The 21,343-nt window shown below is 44.7% G+C and carries 9 protein-coding genes; 5 read left to right on the top strand and 4 right to left on the bottom strand.

All coding sequences use genetic code 11. The features are described 5' to 3' along the window. Positions 1–239: 239 nt before the first annotated feature. From MLE17_RS12220 to MLE17_RS12235, 4 genes are all read right to left on the bottom strand, one after another. Positions 240–3,806: a hypothetical protein gene (locus MLE17_RS12220; RefSeq protein WP_243347036.1), complete on the bottom strand. Its 3,567-nt coding sequence runs from the start codon at positions 3,804–3,806 to the stop codon at positions 240–242. A gap of 281 nt (positions 3,807–4,087) precedes the next feature. Beyond that, positions 4,088–7,093, bottom strand: coding sequence for a protein translocase subunit SecDF (gene secDF, locus MLE17_RS12225; RefSeq protein WP_243347038.1), 3,006 nt, complete (start codon positions 7,091–7,093; stop codon positions 4,088–4,090). Positions 7,094–7,444: 351 nt separating this feature from the next. Further along, on the bottom strand, positions 7,445–8,452 hold the full coding sequence (locus MLE17_RS12230) for a phosphatase PAP2 family protein (RefSeq protein WP_243347041.1): 1,008 nt from the start codon (positions 8,450–8,452) through the stop codon (positions 7,445–7,447). Position 8,453: 1 nt separating this feature from the next. After that, complete coding sequence (locus MLE17_RS12235) at positions 8,454–9,461, bottom strand: NAD-dependent epimerase/dehydratase family protein (protein WP_243347043.1); 1,008 nt, start codon at positions 9,459–9,461, stop codon at positions 8,454–8,456. Positions 9,462–9,856: 395 nt separating this feature from the next. On the opposite strand from MLE17_RS12235, the gene MLE17_RS12240 reads away from it, so the two are divergent. From MLE17_RS12240 to cysI, 5 genes are all read left to right on the top strand, one after another. Further along, positions 9,857–12,514: a beta strand repeat-containing protein gene (locus MLE17_RS12240; protein WP_243347045.1), complete on the top strand. Its 2,658-nt coding sequence runs from the start codon at positions 9,857–9,859 to the stop codon at positions 12,512–12,514. Between the two features lie 129 nt (positions 12,515–12,643). After that, positions 12,644–14,920, top strand: a complete 2,277-nt coding sequence (locus MLE17_RS12245) for a GH92 family glycosyl hydrolase (RefSeq protein WP_243347049.1) — start codon at positions 12,644–12,646, stop codon at positions 14,918–14,920. 383 nt (positions 14,921–15,303) lie between these two features. Continuing rightward, entirely contained in the window at positions 15,304–17,136 is a 1,833-nt protein-coding gene (locus tag MLE17_RS12250; RefSeq protein ID WP_243347050.1) for an NPCBM/NEW2 domain-containing protein, read from the top strand. 362 nt (positions 17,137–17,498) lie between these two features. Beyond that, the gene (locus tag MLE17_RS12255; protein WP_243347051.1) at positions 17,499–19,325 is read left to right on the top strand and encodes an assimilatory sulfite reductase (NADPH) flavoprotein subunit; all 1,827 of its coding nucleotides are present in this window, start codon (positions 17,499–17,501) and stop codon (positions 19,323–19,325) included. 163 nt (positions 19,326–19,488) lie between these two features. Beyond that, on the top strand, positions 19,489–21,288 hold the full coding sequence (gene cysI, locus MLE17_RS12260; protein ID WP_243347052.1) for an assimilatory sulfite reductase (NADPH) hemoprotein subunit: 1,800 nt from the start codon (positions 19,489–19,491) through the stop codon (positions 21,286–21,288). The last annotated feature ends 55 nt before the right edge of the window (positions 21,289–21,343 follow it).

The following is a 21,343-nucleotide window of genomic DNA, read 5'->3' on the forward strand; positions in this document are numbered from 1 at the left end:
CTAACACATTCTACCGCACACAACCATAACAACGGTTTTGAGAATCGATTCCAATAACTAGAAACCTTTTACTACATTCCGTGCTCATTCATAAAAAGCAAAAGAGCCGCAACTCACGCTGCGGCTCTCACCATCAAAAAACAATAGAACACCACCAAAACGGCTCTATTATTCCGTCCACACTTGTAGCCTATAGATAAGTTTGAGTCAATCTATATTCAAACAAGCAATGAGAATCTTCATTTTGAAAGAATAATTACTTTTTCATGACCGATGATATATATGCCATTATTAAGGCTTTTCAAAGCTTCTGCTTTTGTATACTTTCTCGAACCTATCATCTGACCATAGACATTGTACACAGTCTGGGGAGTATCTTCAAGGCCATTCACATTTACCGAATTTACGCCATTGATAATACCTGCTCCCGCCAGAAATTTAGCTGTTGCATCCTTAAGCGTCTGTATGGCTGTGGCACATTCTGTTATCGTAGTGTAGATCTGCTGTAAAGCCGTTTGAAGATTGTTATACAAATCACCGCTTGTAACGGTCGGATAACGATTCATCGCCGCCTGTGCGCTGTCCCTGGCCATGCCCCAATAAAAGCTTTCTACACTCTCCACACTCTGGTCGGTCAGGATACGGACATTGTCTAAAAATAATTTGGGACCGGCTCCCGACCCCCCACTTGAACAGCTCGCACCTACACTTACCTCACACTGAGTAGGTGTTGCAAAATAGGCGCTGGCAGAAGAGGTTATCCATGCAGATGCCGCGATAGTGGTCGTTGGGTCATAATAGGTCGCAGAGCCGTTACGAAAGCCGTTTAAATTAGCAAGAAGGGTAGTTGCACTGGTGTTGCCGTTATACGCATCGTAATTCATTTTGTAATTACCGGCAGGCAATAGCACTTTCTGGGTAAATTGCACTGCATTACCGGAACCCCATCCGGATGATGCACCTAAGCAGGCTCCGGCACTGCTGCCGCTTTTATCTGTCTTTGGAACTGCTATACTATTGAAAGTTGCCGATGATCCCAAAGCGTAGGTTGCTGTAAATGTTGAATTGGATGAAACGATACTGCGGTTGGTCCAGTCGGTCACATTGTAGGCATACGCGCTGGTCCAGCCCGCTCCGGTCCACATGTTTACCGCACTTGTATTTAATGTTCCCGCCACGTTGTAGGTTACCGGTGATGCATCGAAGCTGGCATTTTTCAGCGCAAGAACGGTGATGTCATTGCTGGGAGTCTGCGGTACCGGTGCATTCGAAGCTAGCAATTCTCCATTTTTAGCGGTTACTACGACGCGGCTATTAGCCGGAACATCAATGTTACCAGTGATTTTACCCTGACCCGTGATAATCATTACCCCGATCGTTTTTGGTGAAGCTGTTGTATTAATCAGCAATGCACTGATTGAATCTGCAGTTTGCTGAGCGGTGATGTCACCCGATGTAACAAACACCCTTAGAGCATTACCTACACTTCTGGATGTTGCGAGGCTAAAATGAGCAGTTGACTTTCCTCCTGAAATATCGGTCGGAACAGAGAATACCGGCGCACCTTCGGATAATCTGATTGGTTTCATATCAGCCGTTGTAGCACCGACAAAGTTACTGACCAACATATATCGTACACTGTCCGGATCTGTTGCAATAACCCCGTTCCATCCTGTCGGAAGTGAATCTTTCAGCACAATAGTGTTAGCTGCCAGTTCTTTGGTTTTATCGGCGCTAACTCCGCTGTAATAAATCAATTGACGACGATCAACGACATCTCCACTAGCCACTGTTCTACTGGCGGCACTATACAACGGATAAAAATTTGTAGTATTGATAGAGTTATTTGCAGCCCTGTCACCAAAAGCCATGCTGCTATTTCCGGGTGTTACAATACCGATCTGGTTGTCAATGTTTGCCCATGAAGTGGCAAAAGGAACTGTCGTTGCACCATCTGTTTGATAGCGTCCGTTCTGATGATAGATTGTTCGTTTCACTTTGGTCAGGTCATCCGTACTGATTGCAAGCAATCCACCTCTGGCTCCGGTAATCGTTACCGCACTGTTGGCTTTTACATAATCCAGATAGATCAACGCATTCCCCGGAGTAGAATAAAGAGCGAAGTTATTGGTCAATGAAACATCGTTGGTATTAATTACGCCGTTCATGGTGTAGCTGTTGCCTTGGAGATTGTAAATGCCGCTTGTTACAGGTGCTGCATTGGTCGCTTTTCCACTCACGGTGTACCAACCCAGGATATTACCGGTGTTATTGGCTTTGTACGGAACCACGATTTTATTTTTGTCCGGACAATTCTGAGTAAAATATCCGGTGTAGCTACTGATACCGCTGCTCCAGGAAAAACAGGTAAAACGATCTTTTGTATTGGCTCTTACGATATTTTGTGAAGTAAACACTTCAGCTGCGTCATGATTCTTTCTGAAGTCAGTCCAGTTCGTTGGAGTTACATCAGCAGTGGATGCCATTTCGTGCATCAGCCAGCTCATCATTACACGGTGAGCCTGAACCCCCATACGACGTGCGCCTACATCTGCACGCAACAACCAGCTGCCATCGGTAGTTGTTCCTTGTCTGGCTTTGATATTTTTATACGCCACATTTTCCAGCATCAACGCATTCGGGTCTTTCAGGAAACAGGCTATCGTTGAATATGAAGTTATCTGGTCATACAGGAACAAACTCCAGTCATTGCCGTTTGGCATAGCCAACTCACCATCAGCAAGGGCAAGTTTGTTGAGCACTTTATCCATTACATTCTGGTTGTTGTGCATCAGGGCATTTGTTTTCCATTTCTCAGTACCTGCAATTCCGTTCTGGAACATTTTCAGGGCTAATGCACTTTCACCCAACTCCTGCATCACCACATTCTGGTAAGAGGTATGGAAATAGTTGTGATTCTGAAGTGTGTAATCGTCATAAAGGTTTTTTCCTAAATAGAGATCTTTCACAGTCTTCGTATTGTACTCCGGATCGATAACGGTCACATCTGAGACATCAGTAAACTGAGAATAACAGTTAATGGCAAATGCTCGCAAACGATCATACCACTGCGAAGCCAAAGCATCATTCGGATATAAGCCCAAAGCACAAGCCAGAATATTGGTTTCCCAACCATTCTCTTCTGCTTTTGTATCACCGGAGAAACCGGTAGGGATAGTGCGGGTCAACTCATAGTTACATTCTGATTTTACCAGATTATACACATATTGTTTCTGTGCAGCTGTCAGCTGATCGTATTGAAAAAAGGCAGAATAGGCAACCGACATGGACCATAATGAACTTTCCCAGACGTAATCGGAAGTGCTGGTAGATCCCCAGTAATCACCGGCCGCACAGGTTTTCAATTTATTGGCCTTATGGGTAGAATAAGCAAATATCAAACTCTTTCTTGCCATATTATTCACATCGTCCCAGGTTACACCGGTGGGCAGTGTCACTTTATCTTTTCCGTATTTGTACAAAAATGCACAGATCATGGAAAGATCAGCATTAGGTCTTACACCTTGCTCATTACTTCCCGCACTATTTTCACCTTTAAAATAACCGCAAGCTTCTCCTGCACTATTAGTTGCAGCGGCATCTATATAATCGTTTTTCACATAAGTCATGAAGTTGGCCAGCATTTGCAGCAGGTCTCCTTTCATGTTCGTTTCGCTGACAAAGCTGGAATTAATAACGCCTTCTGTTGGCGACGATACCTGATCTTCGGTACCCCCTACAATCGTTTGTGCATTTGCCGCCAGAACGACAAAAGCCATCACAAAAAGTAACTTTAGTTTTCTCATAGATTTATTTTACAGGGTTTTATTTCAAAAGGGATGAATTTCTCTTTAGAGGGAATGGATAATAGCATTTCTGTTTTTATCAATGAATTACATGGTAATAAGGTTATAGCTAAAATAAACTCCCCCAATTTAGGATAGTACAAAAATAAGTTCTACCGAAAGGAAACGTGTCTAAAAATCATTCAAATAGGTGATGATTAAAATCAGGTCAAAAAAAAGAGAGCATCCTTTGCAGAATGCTCTCTATATAGTAGAAAATAAATTCAGTTAAGCCGGGCTGATTAAGCGCCTTCTACTTCCTGTTTTTTATGTTTACGTTTCATCATTTCGTAAGCCACCGGCATCGCAATGAAGAATGTAGAATATGTACCGATTACCACCCCGATAAACATCGCAAAGGTAAAGCTTCGGATGGTATCACCACCAAGGATGAAGATACAAAGCAATACGATCGACGTACATAATGAAGTACTCATGGTACGAGACAGAGTCGAGTTCAATGAGTCATCCATCAGTCGTTTCAGGTCACGTTTCGGATAGTTGTGCATAATCTCACGGATACGGTCAAAGATGATCACCGTGTCATTTACAGAATAACCGATTACGGTCAACACCGCAGCGATAAACGACTGGTCCACATCCATAGAGAACGGTACAATCTTATAGAAGAACGAGTACACACCGACAATAATTAATGTATCGTGAAGCAATGATGCAATCGTACCCACACTAAATGCCATATCACGGAAACGGACAAAGATATAAATACCCATTGCAATCACCGCAAAGAATACTGCCCAGATCGCTCCCTGAAGAATATCCTTAGCAATTGCAGGACCTACCTTTTGAGAACTTACGATATTATTAGAAACAAATTGCTCCATTGTCGTTCCGGCTGGCAATAAAGGTTTGAGTCCCTGATAGAACTTCTGGTTAATCTCTGTGTCAATTGCAGGATCATTCTCTGCTATACGGTAGTTGGTTGTTACACGTATCTGGTTGCTTGAACCAATCGTGATAGCTCCAACAGCGTAATCACCAAAGAAAGGTTTCAGATCGTCTGTGATTTTAGCAGTTTCTACCGGTTTATCAAAACGAATAATATAGTTACGACCACCTGTAAAGTCAATACCCGGTTTCAATCCATTGAAAACGAATGAAGCCACAATAACTAATCCAAGGATAGCTGAAGCCATATAACCTTTCTTACGAACTGCAACCCATTTGTAAGTCGGATTTACAAAGATATTTTTGAAAGCCTTGGTTGTAAAGGTCAGGTCATTGAATTTACCTTTAGCAAATGCACTTTCGTACATCAAACGAGTCAGGAACACAGAGGTAAAGAATGAACAGACGATACCGATAATGGTTGTTGTCGCAAATCCTTTAATTACACCTGTACCGAAGTAGAACAGGATAATACCCGTAATGATCGAAGTTAAGTTCGAGTCAAAGATAGCAGCAAAAGCATGTTTGTATCCTTCTTCTACGGCTTTGCGAACCGGTTTTCCTCCACGCATCTCTTCTTTAGTTCGTTCGTAGATAAGTACGTTCGCATCCACAGCAATTGCCAGCGCCAATACCAAACCGGCAATACCTGACAGAGTCAGTACTGACTGGAAGGACGCCAGAATACCCATAGTAAAGAAGAGGTTCACAATCAGTGCTGCATTTGCAATCAATCCAGGAATAACTCCATAGACACTGATCATATAAATAAAGATCAACAGCAAGGCAATACCGCAAGAAAGCAATCCATTATGAATAGCTTCTTTACCCAAAGAAGGACCTACGATATCTTCCTGTACGATTCTCACGGAAGCAGCCATTTTACCTGACTTCAATACGTTTGCCAAGTCTTTTGCTTCATCCGGTGTAAAGTTTCCGGTAATTGAGGAACGTCCACCAGTGATTTCATCGTTCACGCGAGGGAAAGAATATACATAATTATCAAGAACAATTGCAATTGATTTGCCGATATTCTCTTTAGTCAGACGAGCCCATTCTTTAGCTCCTTCAGCATCCATAGTCATGCTTACGCTGGCGTTAGCGCCATGTTGCTCGAAGTCTGCATTTGCATCAGTTACCACATCGCCACTCAAAGGTGCTTTACCGTTACGGTTAATTACCTTGATAGCTACCAGTTGATAGAATTGCTCATTCTTATCAATAGCTTTAACAGTCCAACGGAACTGAACGTTACGTGGCATTACGTCACGAACCGCTTTCATACGAAGGAATGCTCCGATCTGAGCTGTGTCACGGTAGTGAGCGATACCAACAACCGGACTTTTGGGCTGCAATCCCTGCATGCTCATCAAAGAGAGCAAAGGATATTGAGCTTTAATATCTTTGTCGTTTTTACCTGCAGCTTGTTCTCCGGCTCCCTGACCTTGTGCTTTACTTTTGATTTTTGCCAAAAGTGCTTTTTCAGAAGTCCCCGTAGTGTCAGCTGAAGCTGTTTTAGTCGAATCGGCTGAAACTTTAGTTGAATCTGTTACTTCAGCTACAGCTCCTTTTTTCGATTTCTTGAGGTCACGGATAACGTTATTCGCAGTCATCAGGTTTTGGTAAACCTCTTCCAGATTGTATGTTGTCCAGAATTCGAGGTTAGCGCTACCCTGAAGCAGTTTGCGCACACGTTCCGGCTCTTTAACACCCGGAAGCTCGACCAGGATACGACCATCCTGCTCCAGACGCTGAATGTTCGGCGCAACCACACCAAAGCGGTCGATACGGGTACGAAGTACGTTGAAAGAGTTGCTGATTGCACTTTCAAGCTCGGTTTTCAGAACTTTGATTACTTCTGCATCCGAGCTGGTAGTCGAGATTTTATCTTTAAACTGGAAACTAAACAATGCTGCCAATCGTGCATTTGGCTCCAACTTCTTGTACTCCTGAGCAAAGAAGTCAATATAGTTACCCTGTTCTTTCATTTGGCGGGCAGATGCTGCCGCCAGGGCCTTGTTGAAATTCTCATCCTGATTGTAACCGGAGAACGATTTCAATACATCTGCAACATTAAGTTCCAGAATAACGTTCATACCACCTTTCAGGTCAAGACCCAAATTAATTTCCATTTCACGGCATTCTTTCAAGGTATAGCCCAACCACACTTTCTGAGAAGAAAGCGAGTCAATATACTGGCTCATTTTTACTCTGTCTCCGTGAGATGCCTCTTCTGCCTGTTTGGCATAATGATGCGTTACCACCGAAAAAGAGAGGTAGAATAAGCAGACTAAGGTAAGCAATACCGAAAATACTCTTACGAATCCTCTGTTTAACATTTGAAAATCACATTTATTGTTTGGTTAATAATTATTTTACGCTATTCATCGGGAGTACCACATTAGATTTAGTTATCGTAAACCATCAAAACAATGGAAAAAACGAGCATCTAAAACTAACTACACCCCATGGTTAGTGTTAAATTAGCTTGCAAATATAGATGTTTTTTCCGTTCTCCCTATAAAAATGAGAGCAAATTGTACGGTTTGTTCATGCGAACACGATATACATCAGAATTTCTGTCAGTTAGCAAAACCCAAAATAAGAAACCGGCCATTTGATTAAATAGAAAAGCTTATTTATTCTGACAACTAATTCTGAAATCCGGATTGTTTCCCGCAAACTATATTTTACTCAATGCTTTTCGTTTTCCAGTACGGTTTTCTCTTTTCGAAAAACTCAGCATGCTCCATCAATCCGTGATACCTTTTGTTAAAATAGACGAATAACACATTGCTCAGGTAATAAAATAACCCGGCTGTAATCAATCCGGCAATCACATCGATCAGATAATGAGCTTCAATGTAAACCGTTGCCATTACCAGGCAAATATAAAAAGGTATAATGGCTGCCAGCAACCTATAGCGACGCTTACGCCAGATCAGAAGTAAAATCAGGGTTGAAATACCGACATGAGAGCTCGGAAACGCAGCGGTAGGACGTTCTCCCACCTGTTGTGTATGTTCAACCATCTTAAAAAAGATACCCGAATTATTAGCCGTCTCATTTAAAGTAGAATGGTAATTAAAATAGCGTCCCACTTCAGGGAAGATTCCGGCATGTACATTTTCAAGTCCTATCGCGGGGAAATAATACTGTGGACCGGCAGTCGGAAACAGAATATAGATGATGTAGTAAATGTAAAATGAGCAAAGTACTACAAAAAAGAAGTGCTCGAAATGCTTTTTCCCGAAAAAAAAGAAATAGAGGCTAGAGCCGAGAATAATCGGATAATAGGCAAAATAGCCCATATTAACCAACTCACTAAACCAGTGCTGCGGAATTGCCTGCCGAAACAACAAAGCCGGCTGACACCCAAAAATCATCTGCTCCCACCCCGCCAATAAATAGTCATGGTTAATCAGTGCCCGGTTTATCTCATAGGTATCGGGATACCAAAAGGAAAGCAAAGCCCCTACAAAAGCGTATCTTGCCAGCTTAACTACCCACCAGTGACGAAGCGAATTGAAGTAAGCGAGGATAAAAATGGTCACAGCAATCATCAGGCGCAATCCCACCAGTTCAAGCGGATTGGCCAATCGGCCCATCACACTAAGAATAAGGATGGTAGTAAAAAGGATATATGCAAATGTGATTTTCTCAACTGCAAGAAATCGGATAGGGAGTCTGTTAGCCATGTCAGAGCCAGTGTTGTTGTTTATACCATTGTATGGATTCCTCCAGTCCTTTTGACAAATCGTATTCGGGTACAAAGCCGAGCTCCGATTGAAGGGAGGAAATATCGCAAAGCCAATTGCGCTGCTTCATTATTTTGTACTTATCGGCATTCAGCGTACTGACTTTTCCGAAAAGCGAGGCCCATTTCTGAGCACACAAAGATACAACTTTTACTATATGTAATGGCAATGTAACGGCAATGACCCGTTTTTTGGGCAAATAGCGTTGCACCAACTCCCTGAAATCACTGGCCAGATAAGATTTTCCATCTGAGATAAAATAGGAACGGCCGGTCACCGGACTTTCAATGGCAAGAAACACCACACGGGCCAAATCTTTGACATAAATAAATGAAAGAAGCTGTGGAACACGCCCCATACCCAAATCAAATCCGGCTTTGATAGTCTTGATCATCAGAAAATAATCTTTCTCCCTCGGGCCGTAAACGCCGGTCGGACGGAGAATGACATACGGAAAATCTTTAAGGTTTTCCAGATACTGTTCTGCCTTTCTTTTACTCAGTCCATAAGCGGTATTCGGCTGCGGCAAATAATCAGGCTGTATCGGCTGCATCGTCACTTCATCAAACGGTCCGCAAACACTGAGACTGCTCATGTAAATGAATTTCTTAGGTTGAATGCCAGCCATACGCAACCCCTCGACCAGATTTTGAGTAAAATGGAAATTGATCCGGTCAAAATCCTCCGGTTTAGCCACCTTTGTTGCCCCCATATTATGTACCACATAATCCCAGCCGCCGAATTCCTTACGGCAGTCATGCAATTGACCAATCAGCTTATCCCGGCTCCCGAAGTTCAGATCAATGAATTTAATTCGTGAGTCCTGAAGATACTCCCGGCTACTGGTACTCCGTATTCCGGCCCATACTTCATATCCACGTCTTAACGCCTCTTCAACAATAAAACTGCCAATAAATCCGCTGGCTCCGGTGATTAATATCTTACTCATGACTATCAATATCTGATTTCAAAACTTTGGCGGCTGCAAAAATAGGGAAATTTTAGCGCTATTCGGGTTAAGCTCTTATTATCCCTCTATTCTATAATGTTTTTTCAGCGTGAACTCACACCTCTCTCTTTGGGATTTTCACATCACTGGAAAAGAATCCACTTTCTCTGAAAATTTGTCCACCTGTTTAATCATCAGAAACAATCTTAATAAAGACCAAATTCCCAACTGTATCTCTTTCCATCACAAAGTACAATTTTCCATTTTCCACAACACGCCTAATCCATTAATTTGCAAATGGTTTAACGGAGAATTGCTTATCTGCACTGACAGATTGCAATAGTATGTATCATACCATTATTTTCATTTTTGTTAATCACTTAATCAATTTATCTATGAGAAAAATTAGACTTCTTTTGGTCGCTGCGGCGGCGTTTATTGGAGCAATGACCGCATTGGCCACTACTGCTCCGAGTTATATTGTAAATGAGGCTTTTACCGGCTTAACTGCTTATCCTACAGGGTGGGGTACAGGAACAGCTCTTTATGGTGGTTCTGCCGGAGCAACAATTGCCAGCGATAAATTAACTGTTTCCGCATCTGCTGGTGGTGGTAACCGAGGTCTTACAATAAATCATCCAAGTAGTGGTTCAGAAACACTTGTATATGTCGATTTCGATTGGACAATCACGTCTGCAACAGTTGGGTACAGAAATGCACTCGGCCTATACTTACATGACAGCAATGGTTATGACATTTTGGGATTGTATCTCTCTGGTAACGATGCTAAATTTCACCTTCAGAATTTAGATAATTCAACTGCTGCTTTTCTTAGTGGAGGAAACTTCAATAAAGCTGCTGCGGATAATACGTCATGTAACACATTAAATGCCTCAACAATAACCACATTATCTTGGTCTACAGGAACCACTTATAATGTCAAAGCGACATTAGACATTTCTAATCATACTGTCACCTATTTAAAAATCACAAATAATTCAACAAGCGCATTTTATGAAACTACTGGAAGTCTTAACTTTCTAAATACTAGTGCTGCCAATATCTCGAAAATAAGTATTTTTAATTCAAGAGCAAATAATACCGGTACCAATGGTAGTACTGTTACTTTTAGTAATGCTATTGACAATTTCAAAACCTATAAAATGGTGGAAATTACAGGAACTGCAAATGTTACAATCAACTATCTGGATACTGACGGTAATACTATTAAAACTGCCAGAACAGAGGCAGATCAAGTTATTGGTTCTACATATCCAGCACTCTCTACAGACAAAGCGTCCTTCAATGACGGTTCATTCTACTATGCTTATGATGCAACAGCAACAACAGCCGACAATGTAGTTGTTGCATCTGGAGGCTCTGCAATCAATCTGAAATTCAAAAAAACAGCCTTGACAGCCGGTACATATACCTGGACAAATGCCAGCAGTGCAAACTGGAACGAAACAGAAGCAAACTTCACAACAGACGGAAGCAATAGTCTTGCTTACCAAAACAGCAATGCGGTATCCTTCCCTGCTACTGCAACACAGAAAAGCGTATCTCTGACCGGAGCCTTAGATCTTGGCAGCAATAATGTAAATCTTGCAGGAGATGGTTATACTCTTGCAGGTTCAGGAAGTCTTACAGGTACAGGTACATTGAACCTGAATCTAAATACGGGCGAAACAGCTTCATTGAACTTAACAAATAATCTGACCGGCGGTGTTGCCATTAATGGAGGTATTGCTGTTATCCTTAAAGATGCAGCAGCGTCTAAACTTACTGTTGCAAACGGAGCAACATTAAATCTTAGCACAGGCGCAGCATTTAGCAAAGCTATTACCGGAGCAACCGGTTCTCTGAATATCCTGCCGACATCTAATGTTACTTATTCATCTGCCATTACAGGCGTTGATGCATTAAACTACGCATTGCCATCAGCCGGATCAGTAACTACCGCTGGGGTATTTTCTTCTATGCCGATTCTGAATAATAATTACAGCGGAGCGATTAACGTGGGCACTTCACTTACGGCTGCAATGTTTGGCTCAACCATTAATTTCACCAGCAACAAAGTCGCTTTAGGGGATAATGTATCAATGGTTTACACAACAAACCCTGCAACTGATGGCTCCACAACGGTCTCTATCGGTGAATTGACAGGAACTTCAGCATCAAAAATAATGGGTGCGCGTTTAAGAACTCTTACTTACTCGATCGGAGGTTTGAATACTGATGCTGTATTTGCTGGTACTTTTGAAAATTTTGCTGCTGATGCATGGAGTAATATACCAGTACTCAACATCACAAAAGTAGGAACTGGCTCTTTAACTCTGACAGGAAACAATTCTGCATATCTTTCAGGTACAGCCACTGTTAGCGCCGGTAGACTTATTGTAAATGGATCTTTAGGAACTACTGCTGTTGTTGCAACTGTAGGAGCTAACGGAACTCTTAGCGGTACCGGTACCATCAACGGTGCAACTACCGTAAACGGAACACTTGAAGGAAACCTTAACTTCGGAAGCACACTTTCACTTGCAGGAACAACCAATCTGACAGTGAATGGATTCAATACCGGTGAATACAACGTTGTTAATGTGACAGGTGCTGCAACTACCGGTGGAACACTGAACGTGACTGTAAATGCTGCGACTGCTCCGGAAGTAGGCACTGCAATCAAATTGATCAATGCAGGTTCTTACGCTGGTGGATTCACAACTGTAAATGTTCCTATCGGATACGCTTACACCGAAGCAACAGGAACTCTTACCTACAATGGAACTGGTGTCCCTACCGCCATCAACAATGGTAAAGCAGGTGCAGTAAGCATCTATCCTACCCTGACAAAAGGTAGCATTAATGTTACCAATGCAAAAGCTGCAACAATTGAAGTTAGCAACGTAGCTGGTGTTACTGTTCAGATCGTAAAATCAACTGACGACAACACTTCTCTTCAACTGTCGGCATTGTCAAATGGAGCTTACATCGTAAAAGTTAGTTTGGCTAACGGTTCAGTAAAAGTTCAAAAAGTGATTCTTCAGAAATAAAGAATACGAGTGTATCAAAATGCATCAAAGGCGCTTCGGAAACGGAGCGCTTTTTTGTTCTCCGGGAGTAAGACCAATTAGATGATTCCCTATCTTTGGGCTCTCTTTTAAAAATCAGTCGATACTCTCATGAGACACACTTTGCTCCTCGCCACCCTCCTCTTTTCCCAAATCACATTTGCAGGAAACAATAAATCGCCATACCTGCTGCCATTTGTCAATACCTTTGTGGGAACGGCAGCCGCAACGACCGACAATGCCGGTAAGCATGGCAAGCAGACCGAAGAGTTTGGGCAGACCCTTCCGGCAGTACTCGCCCCCAACGGGATGAACTTCATGACGCCGCAAACCCGTGACACGGAACAGAAATGTATAGCCCCCTATTACTATAAAGATACACTGCTACAGGGCTTCCGCAACTCTCACTGGATAGTGGGCGGATGCACACAGGACTACGGCAGCATGACGCTGATGCCGATGCTCGATAAGATGGCTTTCCAGCCGGAACAACGGGCATCACGTTTCAGCCATAAAGATGAGATTTCGACTCCCGCCAATTATTCGGTTTACCTGGAAGATTACCATATTCAGAGCGAGATGAGCGCAACTACCCGCTGCGCTATCTTCCGCTTCACCTTTCACAAGGCGGGGATGGCCTACATTGCCGTCAATCCCAACAGCGACGAGAGGGAAGGCTCCATTCAGGTAAATGCTTCGAAAGGCATCATCACCGGTTCCAATCCGGTACATCGCATTTATCAGGGATGGGGAAAGCCGGCAGGATTTGCCGGTCATTTTTTAGTGAAAATAGAGCGACCGGTTACAACTTATGGTGTATTTCAGGAAAACAGGATTTTAGAGCAAACGACCGAACTAGCCAACCAGCCCCGCCTCGGTGGATATGTGGGCTTTCCGGTGAAGGCGGGCGAGACGGTTATCGTCCGCATGGCCTCCTCCTTCACCGACCTGAAACATGCGGAGATGAACCTGCAAGCGGAGATTCCGACTCCCGATTTCGATAAAATCAAATCACAACTGGAAGAGACTTGGAACAAAACATTATCCAAAGTCTCTGTTACCAATAAAGATTATGCCGCCAAACGCAAGTTTTACACGGCAATGTACCACGCGCTGTTCCTGCCGCGGGTGATGAACGATGTGGATGGGGTCTATCCCGCATTTTCCAAAGGCAATACTCTATTTACCCAAAAGGGAAGAAACTACTACGACGACTACAGCATGTGGGACACCTACCGTGCGCTTCATCCGCTGATGAACATCATTCGTCCGGAGGAGTCGGCCGATATGATGGAGTCGTTGGTGGACAAATACCGGCAGGGCGGCTGGTTCCCCATTTTTCCATGTTGGAACAGCTATACCGCGGCGATGATAGGCGACCACTGCGGCGCCATAATTGCCGATGCTTATGTGAAAGGGATTACCAATTTCGACGTACAAAAGGCGTATGAAGGATTACGAAAAAATGCCTTTGAGTCGCCCACCAATTTCGAAGATTACAAAAACGGCATGGGGCGCCGCGCCCTTTCCTCCTACCTCAAATACGGTTATGTGCCGTTGGAGGATTCGGTGAAAGAGGCATTTCACAAAAACGAACAGGTAGCGCGCACGCTCGAATATGCCTTTGACGACTATGCCTTGTCGCGATTGGCGGATAAGTTGGGCAAGTCAGACGATGCGGCCACGTTGGGCAAACGGGCGATGAACTACCGCAACGTGATAGACCCGGCCACCGGTTATGCGCGTGGTCGCTATGCCAACGGTTCATTTATCAAGGAATTTAATCCGTTTAACTTTGCCAGCTATATCACCGAAGGCTACCCGGCACACTACACCTGGTACGTGCCGCAGGATATCCCGGGACTGATGTCGCTGATGGGCGGTGAGAAAATCTTTCGCCTGAAGCTTGATTCGATGTTTACCCAAAACCGTTACTGGCACGGTAATGAGCCCTGCCATCAGGTGGCGTTTCTGTTCAATTATACCCAAGAAGTTTGGCGCACGCAGAAGTATGTCAACGCCAATCTGCAAAGCGAATACAAAGACACACCCGGTGGACTTTCGGGCAACGATGATGCGGGGCAGATGTCGGCCTGGTACATCTTTGCCGCATTGGGATTTTACCCTGTCACACCGGCCACGCCTTACTATCTGATTTCGGGGCCGACCTTCGAACGGGCTTCCATCGCCTTGCCGCAGGGGAAATCATTTACTCTGATTGCCAAGAATCATTCGCCCGCCAACATCTACATCCAATCGGTCACCCTCAACGGGAAGCCTTACACGAAAAACTATATCTCCCATTTTGATATCGTAAAAGGCGGGGAAATGGTCTTCGTGATGGGGGCTAAACCGTCCGGTTGGGGCGTGGGGATGTGTCCGAGGTAGATGCTCTTCGAAACCTGACAGATAGTCCGAAACCTGACAGGTTTTAAAAACCTGTCAGGTTTAACGATACTTGAGCTCAACGATGGGCGGTAGAAACTTTTTTCTTCGTACTTGAGCTCAACGATGAACCGCAAAGATTTTTTTCTTCATACTTGAGCTCAAGTATGAGCTTTTGAAAGTTTTTTGTCCATACTTGAGCGCAGTGATGGGTTTTTGAATTCATTTTGTCTGTCACTGCATTCAGTAAACAGCATTTACAGGAGAAGTAAATCAGTCAAATAGCGCAGAAATATTGTCAATCGGGATTAGGTGGAAATTCCAACCGTTTTCATTGTACCAAAACCGTTATTTTTGTATTCAAATAACACACAACACATTTTTCCATGATAAAAAAACACCTTCTTTCCGGTGCCCTGCTGGCATGCCTGTTGAGCACAAACACATTTGCCCAAAACAAAAGCGACTATCACGACTGGGCGAAAACCCCGCCGATGGGCTGGAACAGCTGGGACTGCTATGGCCCCACCGTGGTCGAAAGCGAAGTCAAAGCCAACGCCGACTACATGTCTAAATACATGAAAAAGTATGGCTGGGAATATGTCATCGTCGATATCCGCTGGTACATCAGCAATGACAAGGCGCATGGCTACAACGAGAAAGATGCGCAATACAACATCGACGAATACGGACGCCTGACTCCTGCCGTAAACCGTTTCCCGTCGGCTGCCGATGGCAAAGGCTTCAAAGCACTGGCCGACTACATACACAGCAAAGGGCTGAAATTCGGTATCCACATCATGCGCGGTGTACCCATCGAAGCAGTAAAACGCAATCTGCCCATCAAAGGCAGCTCGGCCAAAGCCTCCGACATTTACAGCAAAGAGGAGCAATGTACCTGGCTTCGCGATATGTACACCGTCGTGCCGGGTCGCAACGGGGCGCAGGAGTATTACAACTCTATCCTCGAACTTTACGCTTCGTGGGGAGTAGATTTTATCAAGGTGGATGACCTCTCCTCCCCGATTTACCATCAGGGTGAAATCGAGATGATACGCAAGGCCATCGACCGCACCGGCCGTCACATCGTCTTCAGCACCTCACCGGGCGAGACTCCGATTGATAAAGCCAAACACGTGCAGCAACATGCCAACATGTGGCGCACCGTGGGTGATTACTGGGACAGTTGGGACCAGTTGAAGGAGCATTTCGACGTATTCCACCGCTGGGCGCCTTTCATCATGGACGGAGCATTCCCCGATGGTGATATGTTGCCAATGGGTCGCCTCGGTATCCGTGCCGAACGGGGCAATGACCGCATGAGCGCCTTCACCCATGAAGAGCAGCAACTGATGATGTCGCTCTGGTGCATCAACCGTTCACCGCTGATGTTTGGAGGTGATTTGCCTTCGAATGATGCCTTCACGCTCTCGATGATTACTAATCCGCGTGTGCTTGATGTGATGAAGTACAGCAAAAACAACCGCGAACTCTACAAGCAAAACGATAAAGTGGCGTGGGCTGCCGATGATACCAAGAGCAAGGACAAATATGTGGCACTTTTCTACATTGCCGACCAGAAACAGATTTCGGAGGAAAAGGCAGTTTACAACAGTGGCCTGATTACCCGCCAGACTCCCGGGCAATGCGCCAATATCAACGTCGATATTAAAGGGAAAAAGAAACTCTACCTGATTGTTTCGGGTGGAGAAGACGGTACCTCATGGGATCACGCCGACTGGATTAATCCTGTTTTGACAAATGGAAAAGATTCCATCCAGCTCACTTCCCTCAAATGGAAGAAAGCGTCCTGCGGATGGGGCAAAGTCTCCATCGGGAAAGCGGTTTCGGGTTCCGACCTGATGGTAAATAAGGTAAAATATGCCAACGGCATCGGCACACACGCCAATTCGGTGATTGAATACGACCTGCCTGAAGGATATGATCGATTCAGCGCAACGGTGGGACTGGATAATGCCGGCGCCGTTCAGAACGAAGGAGGTACCATCAAGTTTATGGTCTTTACCGAGAATCCAAGCGGACCCATGCCAGCCGAAACTTCAGAGGTGTCGGTTGACCTGAAATCATTGGGCATCAACGGTGAATGCACAGTCACCGACCTGTGGTCAGGCGCCAAACTCGGTACCTTTAAAGGAAAATTCACCCAGACACTGAAACGTCATGCGGGAGGACTGTACCGCATCTCGGTGAAAAAGTAAACTGATTACCGGATTATGTCCGGGAAATAAGATTCACTATTGAGCAAAGCGTGGATATCCTTTTAGCGAGGTATTCACGCTTTCTGTTTTATCCAGACTCCATTTCGTTTATCCATCATTCCGTTTGGTTATAACCACTCCCCTATTTTTCCTTAAATCTGCCTATCCGGCTAAACCCCAGCACTCTTTTCCCTGTTTATAGGCTCGTGGAAATAGCAATTTACAGAAGCAACTGGCTAACCCTCTCTTTCACATACCACATTCAGGGTATATGATTTACATGGATTGTGGTATTGTTACCCCTGTCACATCGCTGTAATTTTGCATCAATCTAAATAACATCAAATTACACCCAACAGATAATGAATAATTTGACAACACCTCTCTCAGCTGAACAGGCTCAACAATTATCACAGCTAATCGCTCACCTTTCCCGGGAGCAAACCTACTGGGTATCGGGCTATTTTGCTGGATTGTTAGCCCAAAAGCCCGCTATAGCCGCTCAACCCTCACCCGAAATAAGTGCGGTTATTGCACCTGAAGTCGTTGCCGAAGCTATCCCCGCAAAGGCAAAAGTATTAACCATATTATACGGCTCACGCACCGGAAACGGAGAAGCATTAGCCAAACTGGCTCAAAAGATGGCCGTAGAATCGGGTTTCGAGGTCTCCCTCAAAAGCATGGAGAACTACAAAGCCCGCGAAATCAAAGACGAGAAGAATCTGCTGGTTATCGTCAGCACGCACGGCGACGGTGAACCTCCTTTCCAGGCGAAAGAGTTCTACGAATTCATCCACAGTAAGCGTGCTCCGCAACTGAATAATACTCAGTTTGCAGTCATCGGACTGGGTGACCGCAGTTACCTGAAATTCTGCCAGGTAGGCGTAGATTTGGATAAACGTTTGGCCGAACTGGGCGCGAAAAGAATCAATGACCGCACCGACTGCGACGTGGATTTCCGTGGTGAAGGCATGAGAGCCATCTCCAAACTGCTTAGTGTACTTGAAAAAGAATCAGGTAGTGCTACTCAAAACATTTCTGTAGTGCAAACTGCAGTAGCCACAGAAGAGCATGAGGAGCATAACCGACTCAATCCGTTTCAGGCAACGGTATTGGATAAAACCTTCCTTCACGGACGAGACAGCGACCGCCAGACTCTGCACGTTGAATTATCACTCGAAGGTTCGGGTATTACGTATGAGCCCGGGGATTCGATGGGTGTCTACGCGACTAATCCACCGGAACTCGTAGACCAGGTATTGGAGACTTTACAGCTCAATCCAAATGATAAAATAACCACTGAACGTGGTGAAACAACACTGAGTGATGCATTGTATAAAGAGGTTGAATTGACAACGCTGACTCCGGATGTATTGAACCGCTTTGCGACTACGACAGACAATGCAGAGCTGAAAGGCATTCTGACCGATCCGGCTGAATTGAAGAAATTCATACATGGTAAAGACATTGTGGACCTGTTTACCCATTATCCTGAAAAATTCAATCCGGAGCAATTGTTGGGACTGTTGAGAAAAATACAGCCCCGCCTGTACTCCATTTCATCAAGTCCGTTGGCTCATCCCGATGAAGCACACCTGACCGTAGGAGTTGTAAAGTACAACAACAAAGGCCGTAATAAGACAGGTCTCTGTTCGGTATTCCTCTCCGACCGGGTTTATGAAGAGGAAACTGCCCCGGCATTTATTGAAAAGAATCCGAATTTCCGCTTACCGATAAACCCACAAACACCCATCATCATGGTGGGAGCCGGTACGGGAATTGCACCATACCGTGCCTTCGTTGAGCATCGTGCCGAACAGGATAATGCGGGCAAAAGCTGGCTCTTCTTCGGGAACCGCTTCTCTGAAAGTGAATTCCTCTACCAGCTGGAATGGCAACGTTTCCTGAAAGAAAAAACATTGACGAAAATGAGTGTCGCTTTCTCCCGTGATTCCGAACAGAAAGTGTATGTACAGGACAGACTTTTGGAAAATAGCCGTGAAGTATTTGACTGGCTCGAAAACGGCGGACACTTCTACGTCTGTGGAGATATGAAGAAAATGGCCGGTGACGTGAACCATGCCCTGATAAAAATCATTGAAAAAGAGGGCGGTTACAAACATGACCTGGCATTGGAATACATCAACAACCTGCAACGCGAGAAACGGTATCAGACGGATGTGTATTGATTCTCTTTTCAGGAGTTATTGGGAGTAAAAGGGAGTTATAAGTAGATAAGAGGCACTATTGTTTCACTCAAAAAGAGTTAGAAGAAACTACTCTACCCAAATCTCACGCCTCACAACTTATTACTTACGACTTATTACTTACGACTAAACGCATAAACACAATATGAGCAACAAACCATTATCAGACTTAGAACGTATCAAGACCGAAAGCAACTACCTGCGCGGTACATTAGTAGAAAGTCTGGCAGACCCGATAACCGGAGCTTTGGCTCCCGATGATCAGCAATTGATCAAATTTCATGGTGCATATCAGCAAACTGACCGCGACTTCGATGAAGAACGCCGTCGTCAAAAGCTGGAACCACTTATCAGCTTCATGATTCGCGTGCGTGTACCGGGCGGAGTGCTAACCCCAAAACAGTGGCTCGACCTGGACGAACTGACCGAGAAACATTGCAAGCCTACCCTGAAGCTGACTACACGTCAGGCGGTGGAGCTTCACGGCGTGGTAAAACGCAAAATGAAAACAGCCATGCAGGGTATTCACGCCACATTGCTCGATTCATTAGCCGGTTGCGGTGATGTGAACCGTAATGTGATGACTTCTGCCAACCCGTGGGAATCTCCGGTTCACCAACTGGTATTCGACGATGCACTGAAGATTCACAAGGAATTCACACCCAGAACGACTGCTTACCATGAAATCTGGCTAGATGACGAGTTGGTAGTCGGAGGTGAGAAAAAAGAGGATCACGAACCGTTGTATGGCAAAACATATCTTCCTCGTAAATTCAAGGTGGCTATCGCTGTTCCACCACGTAATGATGTGGATGTTTTCGCCAATGACCTGGGCTTTATCGCCATTGTCGAAAACGGTGAACTGGTCGGATATAATCTCCTTGCGGGTGGTGGCATGGGTTCAACCTTTGGAATGGAAACCACCTATCCACGACTGGCTAACGTAATCGGCTTTGTCAAAAAAGAGGATATCGTGGAGGCTGCCAAAGCTGTACTGATTTTCCAACGCGACCACGGAAACCGCTCCGAGCGTAAATTCTCCCGTCTGAAATATACCATCGACCGTCTGGGTCTGGCCTATTTTAACGAACAAATCAAAGATGCCCTCGGGGATAAACTGAGTGAAGCCCGTCCATTTAAGTTTGACAGCAACGGTGACAAACTGGGGTGGAGCAAAGGCTACAACGGGAAATGGTACTTTACCCTCTTCATCCAGGGCGGTAAAGTCCGCGATGATAAACACCTGCAACTCAAAACTGCATTGCGCGAAATCGCATCGGTACTGAAAGGAAACTTCACCCTGACCGGTAATCAAAACCTTGTAGTTGGAGACATCGACGAACAGGACAAAGCGGAAATCGAAGCTTTACTCGAGAAATGGAACCTTGTCAAGCCGCTCAGCGGATTGCGACGCAACAACATTGCCTGCGTGGCATTGCCGGTATGTACGATGGCTTTTGCCGAAGCGGAACGTTATGCTCCTTCGTTGATAGACAAGCTCGAAAAGATTTTGGAAAAATACAACCTGCTGGACGAAGATATTCTCTTCCGTATGACCGGTTGTCCAAACGGTTGCGCCCGTCCGTTCCTCGGAGAGATTGCATTGGTGGGAAAATCGCCGGGTAAATACAATCTTTACCTTGGTGCCGGATTTACGGGTGAACGCCTCAACAAGCTCTATGCTGAACTGGTGGAAGAGCACGAGGTAATCGGCCTTTTAACCCCTATCTTCGAACGTTTCTCCAAAGAGAGACTGGAAGGCGAACGGTTTGGCGACTTTGTTATCCGCAAAGGATATGTGCAGGCAACCACCAGCGGACTTGATTTTCACCAAAATATCAAACTGGCAAAATTTCACGATATCAAACCAGTATTGCCAAAGAAGAAACAGACGCTTGACTCTATTCTTTTCGTGAAAAAGGATAAGAAAAAGAAGAAGAAATAATCTTAGCCGGATTAGTATATCAGGAGGGGATTCGGAAACGGATACTCTCCTTTTT

The sequence above is a fragment of the Parabacteroides sp. FAFU027 genome (genome assembly GCF_022808675.1).
In the GTDB taxonomy this organism is placed as follows: Bacteria; Bacteroidota; Bacteroidia; order Bacteroidales; family UBA7332; genus CAXXIC01.